This is a genomic window from Paraliomyxa miuraensis, assembly GCF_026337845.1.
Taxonomy (GTDB): Bacteria; Myxococcota_A; Polyangia; order Nannocystales; family Nannocystaceae; genus Paraliomyxa; species Paraliomyxa miuraensis.
This window is the reverse complement of sequence record NZ_JAOVZF010000154.1, coordinates 367,131-385,234: the sequence shown is the minus strand read 5'-3', so window position 1 is coordinate 385,234 and position 18,104 is coordinate 367,131. Positions and strand designations below refer to the sequence as shown.

The following is an 18,104-nucleotide window of genomic DNA, read 5'->3' as shown; positions in this document are numbered from 1 at the left end:
TGCTCGACCCGACCAATCTATCGCGCCTCCAGGGGATCGCTCAACCGGCACGCTCATGAACCATCGCGTGAGACGCCGTGGAGGGCACGTCGCCGCGCCTCTTCCCACACGGGGAGCCGAAGACCAGGGAGCCGCCGGACCCACGAGTGCGCGTCCCGGACCAGGCGAAACACGCCGTCATGGTCGAAGTAGGTCACCGTGTGCGAGGAGCGATTGCCTCGCATCATGAGCAGTGCCTGCTCGAGCAAGGGGACGAGGTCTTCCGGCGATGGGACGCCGCGGGTCGTCGCGCGGCCCGGGGCAAGCCCAGCCGCTCGCGCGGCGTCTCGCAAGAGGCGGGGCGCGACCCGAACGACGCGCCGCAGCAAGAGCTCGGAGGCTCGCTCCCGGTGGCCCAGCGCGTGGTGGGTCAGCACGAGGTTGATCCATCCCGAGAGTCGGCCGGGCTTGACGCGGACCGACTCCTCCAGCTCGAGCAAGGCCGTGTCGAGTCGTCCCGCCTTGCGGTCGCTCTCTCCGACGTAGATGTGCGTGGTGGCGCTGGGGACCGCATCGAAGCTCCGGCGACAGACCTCGACCTCGGCCATGCCTTCTTCGCGGCGGCCGGCCAGCAGGTGGACCGCGGCGCGTCCAATGTAGGCCCAGCGTGCCTTCTCGCACCCAAGCGCCGCGTCGAAGTCGTCGAGCGCCGCCGCGTAGTCCCCGAGCCACAGGCGTAGCTCGCCGCGATAGCACCAGGGGTGGGGGGAGTCGGGGTACTGCTCGATGATGCGATCGAAGCTCTCGAAGACCACCTCGAGAGGACGCGTGACGATCGCCTTGATCGCGCTGGCCGAGGCCGACCGGCTCTCGGATCGATCGTCGCGCTTCCCGGTCGAGACGGCCCGAACTCCGGTGGGGCCGTCGGCCAGCGGCGATACCCGGGTGAGGTCCTCGCCGCGCGAGCCACGGAAGCTCGAGAGGATCTCGAAGATGCGCGCACGTGCGGGGTAGGGGTCGTGGCGGTCGGCCACGTCCTGGATCGACCACGGCTCGCTCCAGTGCCGAAGGAGCTCCTCGAGCTCGGTGTGCTTGGCGACTTCTTCCCCATCGCTCATCGCGCACTGCAAGAGCGTGTGAATCGGGCTGTCGTGCACGCTGCGCGCCTCCTTGAGGGCTCGTCGGGCGGACTCGATGTCACCGAGGCGAAGGTGGGCCTCGGTCAGCCACGTACCTGCGACCCAGTCGCGGGGATCCTCGGCGAAGACGTCGCCGAGGATCCCACGGGCGTCCTCGTACCTCGACTCGGTCATGGCCAGCGCGCCGCGCTCGCGTGCGACGTCGCGCCGACCGGGGTCGAGCCGCTCGATGCGGCGGAGCGTGGCGTACGCGGCATCGAGCTGCCCCGCGACGTGCTGCAGCTGCGCCATGCACAGCAGGACGTCGGGGACCGCATCCATCCGCGCCGCCGCCTCCGACAGGACGCTGAACGCATCGTCGATGGCGCCCACCCGCAGGAGTTCACGGCTGGCGTGGAGCACCCGTCGAGGGTCGTCCGAAGCGGTCAGGACGGCCTCGCGCAGGAAGCCTCGCGCCCGCTCGGTCTCACCGAGCTGCAGCAGGATCTGGGCGAGCTCGATGCAGCGCTCGCTACGCCGAGCGGGCGTGAGCGACTTGCCATCCTCGAGCAAGGTGAGCGCGGCCTCGAAGAAGCCGGTGTCCTTGAACACGGCGCCGCAAAACGACGACAGCGGAGTCCCCTGCCCGGGGAGGGGGTGCCGCGACGCGAGCCGGCGCAGGCCCTCGATGTCGCCGCTCAGCGTCGCCGAGAGGACCTGCAGCCACTGGCCCCCTCGATCGCGAGAGACGGCCGGGGGCAGGGGGTCCATCAGCGCCTGCACATCTTGACGGACCAGCAGATCGATGAACACTCGCGCGGCCACGACGAACGAGTCCTCACTGTGGACCCAACGCTCCGGTGGGTCGACCGAGCCGCGACCCAGGACGGACAGGATCTCGAAGAGGGGACGCTGGTCGCTCTGGGGCGCGTCCGCCAAGCGCAGCGACCCCCCGGTCAGGAAGTCCAACACGCTCGCATGACGCCGTGCGTCGTGTTCCATGGTGCTCGATGGGTCGAGACGTTCACCGGCGAGGCGTGCGACATGGGGCTTTCCCGGGTCGAGGTCTCCGAACACCTTGATCTTGGCCCGATCCCACCAAAGGCTGCGGTCGGTGAGGTGAAGCGGCAGGCTCAGGACGAGCCGCCCGGAGCGTCCCATCCTGACCATCCCGATCTGGTAGACCAATCCCTGGCGGCCGACTCGGACTCGTGCTCCGGTGACATGGGCGGCGGCGATCCGGGACAGCCAGGCCGGGGGAGGATCCAGCGGCGCGGAGCCGGGGTCATCGTGCGGCCCAGGCGACGTACTCATGGGGCCGACCGCTCCGTCGATCCCGGGTCCTCGCCGTCGTCGACGGCCGCGATCCGCTGGCACAGCAAGGTCACCTCGGACATGGCGAGTGGGTCCTCGGCGGGCATGGAGTAGCTCAGATTGAACGCCCGGGTCTGCATGTAGTGCGCCCTGGAGGATCGCGGTTCGATGAACAGCACGAACGCGGCCGACCGAGGATCCGCCGCGATCTGGTGGGCTCGCCCTCGCGGGGCGAACACCAGCTCGCGGCGATCGCCCCGGCAGAACAGCCGCGCCAGCTCGTACCGCCCCGACCCGATCCGGGTGGCCGAGGGGGGCAGCCCCAGGCGCGCCAGCACGTCGCGGCGCTGAGCCTCGGTGGCGTCGCGCTTGCCCGCTAAAGAGCCCTCGCGGCGGCGGAGACTTGCGACGTCGTCGCGGTGATCGGCGTCGAAGCGCTCCCGCAGCGCCGCGGGCTCCCGCAGGCCGAGCGCGAGTTCCTCGTCTCCATACTCGGGGTGGGCGTCCACCCAGTCCAGCACCAGGGCCAGCAGGGGAAGCTCCTCGACCGGTTCGAAGTCCTTGGAGAGCCCCGCGAGCAAGGTGTAGGCCGCCTGGGCTCGTGGGCGCTCGAAGCGGTAGGGGTGCTCCTCGTCGTAGCCGTAGCGCACCGACGAGTCGAGCCCCTGTGCCCCGTACGAGGGCAGGAGCAGGCCGTCCTCCTTGGCCTTCCAGTAGAAGGGGATGTCGGGATAGAGGCGGATCTTGGAGAGCACCACTTCGCTCCGAAACCGCATGAGCTTGGTGCTCGCGAGCGCCGCCTGATTGGCCCGCAGAGACTCCATGGTGACCCAGGGATGCCACAGGATGAACCCGGGCGACATCTTCTCGAGGTCCATCACATCGGCAAAGCGCTGGCCCACGTCCTCGAGGTAGTCGAGCACTTGCACGTTGGTCTCCACCGAGACGCCCTTGTTGTAGAAGTCCAGGGTGGGCTGGTGGAAGTTCTCGATGCCCACGAGGAATGGACTGAGCCGATGCCCGCCGGTCCGCGCCAGGACCAGCGCCTGCTCGAACGCGTCGGTTCGCTCGAGGAACAGATCGGCCCGCGCCTGAATCAGCAAGTGCACCGGCCGGGCTCCCGCAGTCGCCAACTCCTGCATCAGGTCGGGCAGGTATGGAAACGGATCCTGATCGAGCAGGATCATCTCGTAGGCCTGCGGTAGATCCGACTGGACCTGACGTATCTGCCGCAGGCAGTGCGCGGCGATCTCGTGGACGTGACGCCACTTCTCCCCGAGGTTCACGTCGCAGAAGGCGCAGCCCCGTGTGTTGGTGGTCTTCGGATCCAGCGCCAGGCGTCTCCAGGCAGGAACGGCGGACACCGGCTTGCGATATGGGCAGCCGGGATTGCCGTGGATCACCACGGCGGGGGGCCGGCCAGCGGCCTCGGGGTTCACGTGAATGCGGCGGAAGTTGGAGGTGCGTTCCCAGCGAGGGATGACGGGCTCCGGCTTGCCGGGAGGGTCGTCCACCAGATTACCGTCCGGATCGCGATGGGACAGCCCCGCGATCTCGGAGAGATGAAGCGGCGCCGGAGCGCGGGCCATGGCGCGCAGCGCTCCCACGGGCGATGCACCGAGTACGCAGTCGTAGGGATCCGTGGCGCCGATCTCCTTGGTTCGATGCAGCACGAACACCGGCTGCAGCCCGCGGTCGTGCAGCCGCGCGCGGAGCGTGCGGGGGAGCTGTGGATCCCAGATGCGGTGGAACACCAGGATGTCGAACCTCCACTCGGCGAGCACGTCGACGAGCTTGGCCAGCACCACCGCGTTCTCGGCGAGGTTGGAGCCGTCGAACACCGCTTCCACTACCTCGTTGGGCACGCCCTCGAGCCCGAGCTGGCCCGAGAGCATGGAGATCTCGGCGTCGTGGAGATACGAGCCCTTGCGGAGGCTCTGGAACACCAGGAAGCCAATGCTGCGCACCGGGCTCAAAACGGCCGCATCTCCTCGTCGCCGTGCCGCCGAACGTAGGCTCGACGAACCCCCACGCAGTGCGCGTCGAAGGAGCACGCCGAGCACCGCTCGGCCTTGACGAAGTCCGATGAGCCACCGGCGTCACGATGGATCTGATCCATGGCGTCTTCGTAGTAGCGCAGGTCTCCGTCCAGCATGCATGGCGGATACCCTCCTTGACCGATCAGCCCCGAGAACGCGATGTCGTGGTCGAGGCAGTAGTCCAGCGCCGCCCTGACGTGAGGCTTGATCTCCGCGAAGGACGGCAGGATCCATGGCGAGGTCTGACTGCTGATCTCCTGGGCGCGGGCAAAGCAGATGTCGAGCATGCCGTCGGGAAACTCGGCCCGCAGCCAACGCACGAAGCGCGGCACGTCCTCGTAATTGAGCTTGTTGATCACGTGGGACACACGCGTCCAGACCCCCAGCTCGCGGAAGGTGTGCATGGCCTGGACCGTCTTGGCAAAGGCGTCCGGCTGCTTGGTGATGGCGTCGGACTCGGCGGCGTCGGAGCTATGGAGGGACACGCATGCGGTGGTGAGGCCCGCTCGCACGACGCGCTCGGTGTACTCGCGCCGGGCGAACCGCACGCCGTTGGTCTGCACCTCGACGTCGGTCATGCCGCGCTCGCGAGCGCGCTCGATGAGCCGGGGGAGCGCCGGATGCAGCGAGGGCTCGCCTCCGGACAGGACCAGGTGGGTCACTCCGCCCTGCGCGAGCCGGTCCACCTCGGCCATCAACCGCTCCTCCGGGACGTTCGGATGGCTCAGGTCCACGAAGCAGAACGAGCACCCCATGTTGCAGTGGCCGTTGATCCGGAGCAGCCCGCGCTTGCCGGCGCGCTGGCTGTCGAACGGGGAGACCCGGGTGTACTGGATCTCCTCGAGGCGATTGATGGGCTTGGTGTACCAGCCGTTGGCCTCGGCCACCGTGATCGGGCGCAAGCCACCGTCACCCCGACTGCGAACGTAGGCGTCATCGATCCCGGGACAGGACTGCGCCAGCTCGCAGTCGGTGCAGGCCTCGACCCGTCGCACTCCCTTGGCGCCGTGGGCCGACAGGTGTCGAAGCCGCTGGTTGAACAGGTCGCCATAGGAATCGAGCTGCCGATCGGCTGCACACGGTGGAATGGGCTGGCGCTCGAACACGCCGATCTCGCGGCGCCTTGCCCGGGTCCGCTCGAACACCCGGGACATGGCGGCGCTGGCGTCGGGATGGCTCGGCAGGAGGTCGTGGAGGGGCGGGGGCACGCGCTCCAGCTCGGGCAGGGCCACGAGCACCCCGTGGATCGGTAGATCGTCGAGGCGATCGAGCAGGCCTTCGAGGTGCCGCAGACTCGACCGCAGCCGCAGCAGGGGGACGATCACGTAGGTCGAGAGGCTGCTGCGGGCCGCGTTCTCCAGACCGCGGGCGCAGGCCTCGAAGCGCACCAGGCTGCGCATCACGGCCCCCCACAGCGCCGCGTCCATGGTGGGCATCACCACCTGCACCTCGTCGACGCCCGAGCGCTCCAGCAGCTCGATCGCGGCCGGGCGCGCCAGGCCGAATCCATCGGTCAGCAGCTTCGTTCGCCCCCGGCTCCGCGGCGGGCACTGCTCGAGCAAGCGGGCAAAGTCGGGGTGCTCGAGGGGGTCGCTGCCGGCGAACGTGACCGTGGTGTCGTCGCGCAGACCCTCGAGCTGGGTCATGAGCTCCGACCAGGGCACGGGTTGGCGTCCGGCAGCACCCCGCCGATTGCAGAAGCGGTACAGCGGGTCGTCCTGTCGGAAGACCGTGACACGCACGCTTCGCACGCGCCGATCTTGCTCACGGGCACCTCGCACTGTCAATCGACGTCGACGGCGGCAAAGGGCGCGAGGAACCCCAGGGCCGGGTCGGTGCGGTGCAGGGTCAGCGCGTCGACTCGCAGCTCGGCGTCGGTCCACTCGAGGTTCTGCGCTGCGCCCAGCACCCCGGCGAAGTTCGCCATGGCGACGCCCGTCCACGGAGGAACGGACGCGCCGCGTACCTGCACGCGTCCGACCCTGCCGGCGAGGTCTGCGGTGCCCTCCACGATCACCTGGTGCTCGTGATCGAAGTACAGCACGGGCCGCGCGAGGACGGCACGAAGTCGAGCCGTCAGCCCGGCCTCCTCGCGCTCGGCGGCCACGAGCGTGGCGCGTGCATGGGCGAGCGCCCCCGAGCACCGGTAGCTGCACGGAAAGAAGGGGATGACCGCCACGAACAGGTTGTTCAGCTCCCAGGGCCACGCGCCCGCTTCGGTGGTCCGCGCCGCGGTCCAGTGGCGATTGCGCGAGTTGTTGCTGCGATCATCGAGCGACGCGAACGCGCGCACGCAGCAGTCGGGATAGCCCATCAGCCGACCCAGCTCGCCGATGGAGCGGCTGGGGTCGCCGTCGGCCTGCAGATGCGCCGCTCTGGCGGCCGCCGCGGGGTCGGCCGAGATGTACAGCTCGACTCGCGGCTCGCCCCGCGTTCGATCATCGATCCATCGATCCTGGGCCTCGACCAACACACGCCGCTCTCGTCGCTCCACGGCGTAGCCCGCCGCCGCATCGCGGACCGCGGCCTCGTCGGCGGGCCTCAGGGTCAGGAAGGCCACCGGCTTGACCCCCGCTCGCAGCGCGGCCAGCTCGAGCGGCCACGACGGCAGCTCGACCGCCACCGGCGGCGCGGGGGCGGGCGATCGGGGCACGTGCCCGCGCAGTCCGAGCGTCCCCAATGGATCGGTCTCGGTCGGTTGCTCCGTTTCGACCCGCGGCGAGCGGACCAGGGCGCGATGCAGGGTCTGCGCGTGTCGGGGGGCATGGGGCGCCCGCGCCAGGCGAGGCTCGGCCTTCACCAGGACGTCGATGACCGCGCGCGCGTTCGTGGCCACGTCGAGCGCCTCTCGTACCGTGGGCAGGCCCTGCGGGGCATCGCCGCGGACGGCCCGATGGAAGCTCGCCAACATCCCGGCCAGCTCGCCGCGGACTCGCTCGACGGGCCGCGTGACTCCGTCGAGGGTCCTCGCAATGGATCCGTCCACCCGCGTCCAGGCCCGATCTGCATCCAGGGTCAGGCGGAGCGTGTCGGCAGCGCCGTCGAAATCCAGGCTCAGCTCGGCGACGGTCGATGCGTACTGCAAGCGCACGTCCACCCGAAGCGGGCGAGAGGTCCCCGCAATCCTGGCGAGCTCGACGACCGCCTCTCCCCCGCCGGCGGCACGTCCCACGAGGACCAGCCCGTGGTACAGCAGCTCGAAGATCGCGTCCGACGACCAGAACCGTGGGGCATCGGGGGCGCTCACCGGCACCACTCGGGAGTAGCTCACCTCGCGGGGGATCGGCCCGGCCAGCACCTCGGCCAGGCCGTCGGCGAACAGGACCTGGTGGGCCGGCATGACGGTGGGCGCTCCCGGGACGAGCAGCTCGACCAGGGCATCGGTGTGCTCGAGCGGCACCACCGGCTTCTCCACCAGCACCGGCACGCTCGCCTCGAGCGCCATCCGAATGGCCTGCAGGTGATGGGCGGTGTCGCTGGCGATCACCATCGCGTTCGGGTCCTGCTCGTCCAGCGCCCGTGCCGGGTCGCGATAGGCCGGAGCGTGGGCAAAGGCCCGCAGGTCTCCGTCGGGCGCGTGGGGGGAGGCGACACAGCCCACCAGCAGATCCGGGTCACGCATGATCTCGCGCGCCAGGACCCGCGCCCGACGGCCGGTCCCCACCAGCAGCAGCCGTGTGCGTCGCGTGTACCCCGTTTCGTCCGGGAGCCCGGGGTCGGTCCCGGGTGTCGGCGGTGAGATCCCGGCGGCGTATTCCGTCTCCGCCTCTCGATCACGGAACACGTCGGGGACTCGATCGAAGGGAACGGGAGCCCAGGCGTGTGCACCCGCTCGTGCGTCCGGACCCAGCGCGCCGGGGAGCGCTCGCAGCTCATCCAGGCCGTACAGGTCGGCGTAGGGCTTCCACAGCCCGGTGCACGTGCGGGAGTACTTGCAGTCGTTGCACACGGGACTGCGCACCTTCTGATGCGCATCCTCCGAGGCGGCGTTGGAGGAGCTCTCGAGCACATCCGACCAGAACTCGAACTCGCGCAGCTGACACGGCGGGATGCCCTGTCGGGACCCCACGTGAAAGCCCTGATCGAGCGCCTGGGCCCGGTGCATCGCGTCGCGCAAGAACGGCATCACCTCCGACAGCCGCGGCATCAAGTCGATGCGCTCGAGGGCCTGGAACTGGGGGGTGATGAACGCGAAGGAGATCGGCGTCTTGCCCTCGAACGCCTCGTTCACGAATTCCGTGAAGCGACGCAGGTAGCGGTAGTTTCGCGAGTTGATGACGTGGTTGACCACCACCGACACGTTGCGGTCGAGGAGGTTGCCGATCCCGGCGATGGTCTTGGCAAAGTCTCCGACCTTGCGGGTCTGGTGCCGCGACAGCGCCTCGGTGTGGGCGTGGAGCGAGACGAACGCGTGGGTCAAGCCCGCGTCGACCACCGCCTGGGCCCGGGTGGCGTTGGCGAGCAGCACGGCGTTGGTGACCAGCTCGACGGTGGGCACCCCGACGCGTCGCGCGGCGCGAATGTAGCTGGTGATGTGCGGCGAGAGCATGGGCTCCCCGCCGCTGAACGAGATGTGCTCCACCCCGGTGCGGCCCACGCGAGCGATGCGACGCAGCATCTGCTGGGGGTCGGGCCAGACGTTGCTCGAGGTCTCGTCGGCGCTGCAAAACGGGCAATCCTGGTTGCAGTTGACGGTGGGCCGCAGCACCACGTTCTCGGGGGTGGACGCCGCCCGTCGTCGCAGCTCGGTCCACCGCGGCCGGGGGGTGGTGCGCTGCTCGTACATCCGTCGGGGCTTGCGGACGAAGGGCACCAGGCCCCGTTCTCCGTGGGCGGCGTGGTACGGAGCCGCCACCCCCCCGCACTGGGGGCGCACCTTGCAGCGGCCGCAGGCCTCCGGGTAGCAGGCACCCGGCAGCGCGGCGGTCTTGCCCCTTGGATCGAAGCGCACGAGGGGCCACAGCTCCTCGTCCGTAGGGATCGCGCACTGGGGAATCCCGTCGGGCGGATCGATCTGCACGCGAATCTTCTCGGCGATGCAGCGGTGCAAGAACGCCTCCACGGCCGGACGACGCTCGTCCCACGGCGGAGGGGCGAGCACGGCGGGCAGGTTCGACAGGGGCACGAACAGCCGGACGTGCTCGAGTCGCGGCGCGACGGCCCGCACGAGGTCCAGGATCCGATCCAGATCCTGCAGGCTCGCGCTCAGCAGGGGGACTTCGATCTCGATCCCCATGCCGGCCAGCGCCAGCGCCTCGATGCCCTCGAGTGCGGACCGCAGCGATCCCGCTCGCCCGGCGATCTTGTCGTGGGGCGTCGAGTGATGGGAGAAGATCGGGACCAGCACCGCATCGAGGCCCAGGCTCGCCAGGCGACGCGCGGCACCGGGGCGTCCGAAGGCGATGGCGTTGGTCCGCAGGACCACGGCCTTTCCACGATCCCGCACCTGCCGTATCAGCTCGGGAAGGTCGGCTCGGGTCTCGGCACCGCCGCGCAGCACCACGCGCTCCGCGGAACCGGCCAGGACGCGCTCGAGGCGGCCGGGCTCGTCCGATCGGCCGCAGTCGCACGGAGCGCAGCCCAGGGTGCACCGCCCACGGAACGACACGTCGACGGAGTTTCGCGTGCGCTGCATGGAGCCCGCAACGAGTCTCGCTCAGCCGGTTGCGCCGATCAATCACACCCGCGTGGCGGCCCCGTCGACTCCGTCTGGCTCAGCGGCTACGATGCTTCCAGCCGCGCATGTCCACGACGATCCACCACGCGGGCGCCGAGGTCGGGCTCCGATGACCGCGCGTGCGCTGCAGGCCGCGGCCGAGCTCCGAGAGCGGGGCTATGCGGTGTTCGAGGGCGCTCGCAGCCCCGACGACGTACGACGGATCCGAGACAGCCTCGCCACGCGCTACGCCGCGCTCGGCTCTCCGCGCACCTTTGCTCGCCCCCCCCTGGAGCCCGGTCCCGACGTGGAGATTTCCGCGGTGGGTCTGGTGTTCCACCAGCTCGGCAAGCACTGCGGCGAAGTGGCGGCGTGTCTGCTCGATCCCGAGGTGGTCGCGTCGGCCCGGGCGCTGCTCGGTGACGACATGCACCTCGAGTACACCGCCGGCATCGTCAACGACGGGAGCCGCCCGTTCTTTCGCTGGCACATGCACGTGGGGGGCGTCGACAACGAGGTCTACCGCAAGCAGCAGCTGTTCCCCTCGTTCACGCGCTCCGAGCGGGTCACCATGCTGCTCTACCTCGACGACCTGACGCGCGAGAGCGGCGAGCTGCTGGTGTTCCCGCGCCGGGTGGAGGATCCCACGCGGCCGCCCTTCGACCCGGCCAAGGAGCACTGGCATGGCCAGGTGGCGCTCGCCTGCCGGAGCGGCACGGCGGTTCTGCTCGAGCAGAACACATGGCACGCGGCTCGCCCCAAGGAATCATCGGGCCTGCGCATGTTCGTGGCGTGCTACTTCACGGCGAGCTACGCCCAGAGGACCTCCTGGCGCGATCACAGCTGGCGGCCCTTCGCCCACGACAGCGCACTGTTGCGATCGCTGCTATGACTATGTTTGGGAGCACGTCCGGTTCATCCCACCTGCGGTTCGGGATCCTGTGTGCCCTGAGCTACTTGATGGTGTCCTGGGTCGTGCGCTTCGACATGGTCCGGGGGACTCAGATCGCGTCGTTGGTCTATCCCTTCGATACGTTCTCCATGTATTCGACCATGCCCGAGGCGCAGAGCAGCCACCTCTTGGCCCGCGATGAACGCGGGGACGTCCACTCCATCACGTCCTTTCGCTCGTTCGACTGCGACGCGCCGATCGACTCCAGGGCGAGCGCCTGCGGTACCAGGGCCACGATCCAGTACCTGGACGACGACCTGGTCGACTACATCCAGACTCATCCCGGCTCCGGGTCCTCGCAGGTCGACATCATCCGACGGACCTGGATGGTCTTCGCGGGTCGGCCACCGCGCCCGTCCGGGGACTGTGTCATCACTGCGTGCCGAGTGTCCCGGTGACTCCGAGCAACGCTGCACGGGTGCTTCGCATGGGGTTGGCGTCCCTCGTCGCCCTGGACGTGGTGGGCTACTCCTTCTTCGTCGCCGACGCACGAGCGCGGGCCCAGGCCGCTGGCGCCAGCTGGGGTTGGCTGAGCGAGTGGGTCTCATCCACGCCGGGTCGCGCTTCGTTGGTGCTGGTGGGCCTGGTGAGCGTGGTGTCCTTCGCCCGGCGCCCCGGCCGACTTGGGGCGGGTGCGGTCGCGCTGGGCGTGTTGGCCTTGCTGAGCTCGGCCCACACGCAATTGTTCGGCTCGCCCTGGCGACACATGTTCTTCAGCGGCCTGTGCCTGCTCGGGTGGCTCGCGGGTCTGGTCCTGACTCGAGTCGACGACCGTCGCCGCGACGAGTCCTACGCGGTGACCGGCGCCCGGGCGCTCCTCGGCAGCGCGTATCTGAGCGCGGCCCTGAGCAAGTTGCTCTACGGCGGCCTGGGCTGGGCGGACGGCACGGCGATCCAGGCGTCCGTGATCAACCAAACCGGGCTGGTTGCCGACACCTGGCTCAATGCCTACCGCAGCGGGGTCGCGTTCTCGCCGACCCTTGCCGCTGCGTTTGCCGTGGGGACCATGGTGGTCGAGGCCGCGGGACCGGCCCTGCTGGGCCCCAAGCGGATCCGAGCGCTCGCGGCCTTGGGCCTCTTGGTGATGCACTTCAACATCTTCGTGCTGACCGGCATCCTCTACTGGGAATCGATGGTCCTGCTGGTGTTGTTCGGGCTGCCTCTCGAGGGGCCCCTCGAGGAGCCTGCCGAGCGAGCCCCCCGAGCTCCTCGGTCCGCCGTGCTGCTCGACGTTCGAGTCTTCGTTCCGCTCGCGGCTCTGCTCTGCACCGGGTGGGTGGTCGGTGTGGGCTACCAGGGGTTCCGTCATCACGAGCAGCCGGAGCCTTCTCGGTCCCAGGACACGCCAGCGCCGTCGCCCGCGCCGCACGCGGGGGTGAAGCGCATCGGACCCTTCGGCTCGGGGAGCGACCTCGCCGGTTGGTCGGTCTCCTCGCTGCACGTCGACGACGATGCCCTGCGCGTGAAGATGGAAGGCCCCCCCGGGCTCGCCGTCTTCGCGCTGACCTGCGAGCCTTCGCCTCGCGCCGGCCCCTTCGATCTGGGAGACGCCCACATCGTCTACGAGGGCGACGTGCCGGATGCGGAAGTCCAGGCGATCGGCGAGGCCCTGCGCCAGGAGATCGAGCGCGCCACCGAGGGGCGAGACGTCTGCGAGAGCTGGCACGCGTGGCGCGGGGACGCCGAGCATCTCGAGCCACGCGAGGCAGGCCCGAGCGGCCCGTGAGGTGAAAAGGGCGACGAGGGACTGCCTACCGGGGCAGGCTGTCGGTGAGCCATGCCTCGGGGGGGTGGTCGAGCTCGACCGCGAGGCCGAGGATCGCCATCGGCGTCTCATGCTCGCGCTGGCGCAGCACCAACTCTCCTTCGACCTTGCCGGTACTGCTCAGCTCGACCACCGCCGGGTGGCCGGTCGCGGTGCATTCGAAATGCACGCACCCGGACAATTCCCACGCCGGGTCGAGGATCAAGTAGCGCGTTCCAGCCTCGGAGGCGCGCATGGTGATCCGTTGCACGACGCTCGACGGGTCGATCTCACCGGGCCACGACGAGAGGTCCATGTTTCGTGTGCGTTGGAGCCATGGACTGGCCGGGTCGGTCACTCCTGCATCGATCACGGATCGGCACCAAGGCGCTCCATTCCGCTGGCCACAGGTCTCGAACTCGCGTCGGTCGGCCCAGGGGAGGGGGCCCGTTCCGAGAAGCGCATCGGTGTAGGCCAACCTCACGCGTTCCCAGCCGGCTGGGGTGCCCACGACGCCTTCACGGGGAAAGAAGGCCAGGACTGGCCGGGCCGGGTCCACCGAGGCGCGTTCAGGCGAGGGATCGGGGTACAGCAATGGGAGCGCGACCACCTGGGCGAATCGATGGGGGGTCTGCAGCACCATTGCGGCCTGGGCCCGCGAAATGCCTCGCGCGTGCAGGTGGCCTGCGAGCCGTTCCACGTCCTCCAGATAGTATCCATGGCCCGCAAACGGACCCGGGCCGGGGGCGATCGCCAGCGCACAGGCGGCGAGCCACACCGCCACGTCTCGACGTGCACCCGCCGATCGTCCGCGTACGCGAGCACCCACCAGACCCGCGAAGCAGGCCATGCCCGGCACGACCGCGGCCAGATAGTGGCGTCGTGGAAGCTCTGCGAAGTAGGACGCGACCGCGATCACGGCGGCGAGGCCCAACGATGTGGCGTAGATCAGGACATGCTGTCTCGACGCTGCAGGTAGGCGATCGAAGCGGCCACGCACCAGCCCGCCCAGTACGATGGCGATCGGGACACACGCGGTGACCACCGTTGCGATCGGGCCCGCGGTCGCCAGCGAGCGCCAGTTCAGGATCCACTGGGGGTCGACGATCGACACCGTGACCAGCGCGGCCGCCACCGCCAGGAGTGGATCGAGGAAGGAACCACCGCGCACCGTGGCCACGGCAGCCACCAGGGGAATGGCGAAGGCATTGATCGGGTGGGCCTGCATGGCGATGCCCGCCACGGTGCCCGTGATGACGGCGAGCCTCGGGCCTCCGCGTTCGAGCTGGAGCGAGAGCAGGACGAAGAGCCCGGCCAGCGGGAGCGTGGCCAGGGCCGGGTTCCACAGCAGCGGATGAACGGCGAACCAGGGGCCGAGGATGCCGGCGGCGACCGCCGCCGCCCATGCACTGCGCGGCCCATGCAGCCGAACCGCCAGCAGGGTGCAGAGCACGGTTGCTCCAACGATGCTCGCGTCGCGTAGCCCATGGATCCAGCGCAGATCGGCGCCCGCGAAGCGCAGGAATCCCAGGATGGCGGGCCACAGACGTCCGTGCTGGACTCCCGGGACGGAGGACCCATGGGTTCCGGGTCCGATGCCATCGACCCAGAGGTCTCGTGCGGTGGCGAGGTCGCGGATCGAGTCGTGACGGATCGGCAACCCGTCGGCCGAGATCGCCAGATACAGGCTCGAGACCAGCATTGCGCCCAATGTGATGGGGAGGACGCTGGCCCAGCCCAGTCTCGGGAGCGGCAGTCTGGGGGGCGCCGGGCGATCGGTGGGGCGGGCCCTGACCATCCACGCCGCGATCAGGGCGCCGAGCACCAGGATCGAGGGGAGTACCCACGGGACGCGTGGTTCCCGTTCCTGCCCGATCGCATCGGGCCGTGTCCGTTCCCGGGCTTCGAGCACCTCCTTGGGCGTGCGCTCGTCCTGCTCGCATCCCGCCAGTTCGGCCAGCACGACCGGGTCCGAGGAGAGAGCCGGCCCGAGCTGGACGAGCGCCGTTGCCAATGCCTCGGGGAGGTGCCTGGCGTTGGTGCTGGTGACGAGCTGATCGCCTTCGCGCTCGAGCACCATCATGCCCGTCGCACCCGACGGCGCCTCGACCTCGAGCGACACGGTCCCTCCCTGCGCAGACGCGCGTATCTCCCCGAGGGACGGCGCCAGCATCATGGCTCGGGCCCCGATGACGTCGGGATCACATGAGCCGATCTGCTGTCCCGCCCCCAGGTTCCCGAGCAGCATCATGCCGAGAACCGGAGCGCAGAACACCTCCTGCATCGTGGCGGACCCGCCCTGCACTGTAAAGCCCGGGGACTCGAGTCGACGAGCGCCCTGAGCCCAAGGCGGTGATGCAGCGGCTGCGAACGGGTGCCACCTCGGCGTCCGATCTCGCGGGCGATGGTGGGCTGCGGTAGAGTGCGACCGAGTCCTCGAGCCCATGAACGCCGATTGCCCCGCCGTCGACACCCACCGGGCCGTAGCGGAGCGCCCCCCTCGCGCGCCGGGATCGCTGGGGACGGCCACCATCATGGATGCGCTGCGTCCCATGCAGTGGCTCCACTTCACCGTGCTGCCGTGTGCGTGCTTCGATCGAGCGCTCCCGCTGCTGCAGAGCCTGCCCGCCCTGGGCCGTGGGTTCGTTCTCGGCGCCACGGTGCTCGGCTGGGGCTACCTGCTCAACGCCATCTCCGATCGCGATCTGGACCACAGCGTGTCCAAGAACCCGTTCGTGCGGGATCACGGCCCGTCACGCCTGCACTACGCGCTCGCCGTGTTGATGCCCTGCTTCGCGTCGATGTTGGCCGCCAGCGCGTCGTCCCTGGTCCTCGTGGCCACGCTCACCAGCGTGGTGTCGGGCACGATGTACTCCGTGGGCCCACGGCTCAAGGGCCATCCCATCATCTGCACCGTGCTCAACGTGGGGTGCTTCGCTCCGCTGATGCTCATGGGACTGGCTGGCGAGGCCGTGAGCCCGGCCCAGTGGGCGCTGGTGGCCACGTTCAGCGCGCTCCTGCTCCAGAACCAACTCCTGCACGAGGCGGCCGACGCCAAGGAAGATCGGGACGGTGGTCTGCAGACGACCTTCGGCCTGCTGGGACCTCGAGGCGTCGTGCTCGCGACCGCGGTGGCGGGCGCCGGCGTGCTGGCGGCGTCGTGGTTCCTGGCCCAGCGGGCGGCGGTGCCCACCTGGCTCGTGGCTCACGCCATCCCGTACGTCGTGGTGGTTCCGTGGCTGCTGTGGCGATGCCGAGCCGATGATGCACGAGTCGCCGAGCTGCGCGCCTACCATCGTCTCGCCAGCGCCGTGAGCGGTGCGTTGCTGTTCGTCGCGGTGATCTAGCCCAGGGAGTCAGAGCGCCGTCCGTCGGGCTCGCAGTCGCTCGAGTGCCGGCATGAAGGCCAGGCCCACCACCACTTGGGCGAGCGTGCTCCCGGCTGCCAGTGCGACGCCCGCGGACACCAGGTTGGCGAGCTGCTGGGGACCGGCCGCGGCCCCGAGCAAGGAGAGCGCCGCCAGATCCCTCGCACCGATCCCATGGGGAACCAGGGGCACCGCGCTCACCACCGTCAGCAATGGGATCACCACCACCGCATCGTCGAGCGCGAGGCGAATGCCGAAGAACGCATAGGCCACCCAGATCCCGAGCATGTGGAGCATCACCGTGGGCAAGCGCAGCACCAGCAGGCGGAGCTGGGTCGTCACGCCGATCTGGCGGAGCTGGGCGAACACGGGAAGCCGGGCGAGGGCGCGGGGTGGCCACAGCAGGGCCGCCCCGTAGGCGACCGCCGCGGTCAGGCCACCGAGGATGCCGGTGGAGAGCCACGCGGGGGCGTCCCACGACAGCAGGGGGATGGCACCCAGGAGCAGCAGCGCCCCCAGGGTGGTGCCATAGCAGATGAGGGTGGTGGCCAGCACGTCGGTGAGCCCGGCCCCGTACACGCGCACCAGCAGCGAGCCCACCTGCGCCTGTCCGAGGTGGACGTTGATGGCGCCGCCGAGGTGGGCTGCGCCACGGACCACCAGGTACTCTCGTAACCTCAGGTCGGGGGCGGCGTGGCGGTGGGTGGGGACCGCCGCCACGCCGTCGAGCAGCAGGTTCAGCAGCGCGAACCCCACGCAGAACGCTCCGTAGAGCAGGGGGTTCACCGAGCGGAACGCAGCAATGACGGCGTCACCCGAGACGGTCCCCAACACCCAGCCCACCAACGACGACCCCAGCACCCACCGTAGCAGCAGCGACCCTCGCCGGCCCGCCCCGCGAGTCGTCACTTCGGCGGTGGCGTCGGTGGATCGGCGGGTCACTGTGGCTCTCGCAGCATACCGCGGTCGAGGAGCATCCGGCGTCGACGCGCGGTGCCGGGGTGGTACCCTGGCGCCTGCCGACGATGCGCCATCGACTGCCCGTGGTATCGCCTCCCGACACGGCCGGCGACGAGCCCCAGGCTCTGCCCACGCCGGATCCGGATCGAGACGAGGCCTCGACCGCCGAGCCCGGGCTCCCTCCGCTGCCCCTGCGCCCGGTGAGGTGCCTGACCCGGCCGTCGCTTCCCACCCTGCATCGCTTCGGGCGCGCTGGCTTGCCGCTGGTGATTCGCGGTGCGCTGCAAGACGCCGCCGCCGTGGGTCGTTGGACCCCGAGCCATCTCCGCGAGCACGCCGGCTCCGTGCGCGCGAGGGCCTACGTGATCCCCGACGGTCAGGTGCGCCTGGATGCGCGCACTGGGTTCGAGCTGCGGGAGACCGACCTCTCGGAGTATGCCGATGACGTGATCGCAGGACGGACTCCGCAGGGCTACTTTCGTGCCCCGCTGGAGGTGCTGCCGGCTCGGCTCCGGGCCGAGTGGGTCGATCCGGTGTACTGCCGAGGGGGCCTCCGCCTTCGCCGGAATCTGTGGTTCAGCGCTCCGGGCACGGTCAGCCGCTTGCACTTCGACCTGCCGCACAACCTCATCGCGCAGCTCTACGGCCGCAAGCGGTTCCTCCTCTATCCCTGGAGCGAGTACCGGAACCTGTACCCGTTCCCGCCGTGGTCCAGCGTGCCTCACCTCTCTCGGGCAGACCTCGGCGCTCCGGACTTTCGACGCTTTCCCCGGCTGCCACTGGCGCACGGATGGCACTGCGAGCTCGCCGAGGGCGACATGCTCTTCATGCCCAGCCGGATGTGGCACTACGCTCTGTCGCTGGGGGCCTCGATCACCATCAACCACTGGTGGTCGCCGGTGGCGATGCTGCCGGTGTGCATGGCCTCCGATCTGTACAAGCGCCTGCGCGGCCTGAACATCTAGCGCTCGAGC

11 protein-coding genes are annotated in these 18,104 nt (G+C 69.8%); 5 read left to right on the top strand and 6 right to left on the bottom strand.

Annotated elements, in window-relative coordinates; genetic code table 11:
• Positions 1-53 precede the first annotated feature (53 nt).
• From OEB96_RS23715 to OEB96_RS23700, 4 genes are all read right to left on the bottom strand, one after another.
• Complete coding sequence (locus OEB96_RS23715; protein ID WP_266218983.1) at positions 54-2,411, bottom strand: tetratricopeptide repeat protein; 2,358 nt, start codon at positions 2,409-2,411, stop codon at positions 54-56.
• Positions 2,408-4,378: a hypothetical protein gene (locus tag OEB96_RS23710; RefSeq protein WP_266218982.1), complete on the bottom strand. Its 1,971-nt coding sequence runs from the start codon at positions 4,376-4,378 to the stop codon at positions 2,408-2,410. Before OEB96_RS23710 ends, OEB96_RS23715 begins: the two co-directional genes overlap by 4 nt.
• Before the next feature lie 5 nt (positions 4,379-4,383).
• Positions 4,384-6,114: a radical SAM protein gene (locus OEB96_RS23705; RefSeq protein WP_266218981.1), complete on the bottom strand. Its 1,731-nt coding sequence runs from the start codon at positions 6,112-6,114 to the stop codon at positions 4,384-4,386.
• A 119-nt stretch (positions 6,115-6,233) separates the two neighbouring features.
• Positions 6,234-10,085, bottom strand: coding sequence for a DUF483 domain-containing protein (locus OEB96_RS23700; RefSeq protein ID WP_266218980.1), 3,852 nt, complete (start codon positions 10,083-10,085; stop codon positions 6,234-6,236).
• Positions 10,086-10,236: 151 nt separating this feature from the next.
• On the opposite strand from OEB96_RS23700, the gene OEB96_RS23695 reads away from it, so the two are divergent.
• The 3 genes from OEB96_RS23695 to OEB96_RS23685 are packed head-to-tail and all read left to right on the top strand — an operon-like array spanning position 10,237 to position 12,784.
• Positions 10,237-10,998, top strand: coding sequence for a phytanoyl-CoA dioxygenase family protein (locus tag OEB96_RS23695; protein WP_266218979.1), 762 nt, complete (start codon positions 10,237-10,239; stop codon positions 10,996-10,998).
• Positions 10,999-11,000: 2 nt separating this feature from the next.
• Complete coding sequence (locus OEB96_RS23690) at positions 11,001-11,456, top strand: hypothetical protein (RefSeq protein WP_266218978.1); 456 nt, start codon at positions 11,001-11,003, stop codon at positions 11,454-11,456.
• Positions 11,457-11,485: 29 nt separating this feature from the next.
• The gene (locus OEB96_RS23685; RefSeq protein WP_266218977.1) at positions 11,486-12,784 is read left to right on the top strand and encodes a hypothetical protein; all 1,299 of its coding nucleotides are present in this window, start codon (positions 11,486-11,488) and stop codon (positions 12,782-12,784) included.
• Positions 12,785-12,809: 25 nt separating this feature from the next.
• Here OEB96_RS23685 and OEB96_RS23680 read toward each other — a convergent pair whose 3' ends face one another.
• Positions 12,810-15,053 (bottom strand): hypothetical protein, encoded by a 2,244-nt coding sequence (locus tag OEB96_RS23680; protein WP_266218976.1) that lies wholly within the window; start codon positions 15,051-15,053, stop codon positions 12,810-12,812.
• Positions 15,054-15,246: 193 nt separating this feature from the next.
• Here OEB96_RS23680 and OEB96_RS23675 point away from each other — a divergent pair, with 193 nt between their 5' ends.
• On the top strand, positions 15,247-16,149 hold the full coding sequence (locus tag OEB96_RS23675) for a UbiA family prenyltransferase (protein WP_266218975.1): 903 nt from the start codon (positions 15,247-15,249) through the stop codon (positions 16,147-16,149).
• 9 nt (positions 16,150-16,158) lie between these two features.
• On the opposite strand, the gene OEB96_RS23670 is transcribed toward OEB96_RS23675, so the two are convergent.
• The gene (locus OEB96_RS23670) at positions 16,159-17,112 is read right to left on the bottom strand and encodes a hypothetical protein (RefSeq protein ID WP_266218974.1); all 954 of its coding nucleotides are present in this window, start codon (positions 17,110-17,112) and stop codon (positions 16,159-16,161) included.
• 83 nt (positions 17,113-17,195) lie between these two features.
• On the opposite strand from OEB96_RS23670, the gene OEB96_RS23665 reads away from it, so the two are divergent.
• Positions 17,196-18,095: a cupin-like domain-containing protein gene (locus tag OEB96_RS23665; RefSeq protein ID WP_266218973.1), complete on the top strand. Its 900-nt coding sequence runs from the start codon at positions 17,196-17,198 to the stop codon at positions 18,093-18,095.
• Positions 18,096-18,104 lie beyond the last annotated feature (9 nt).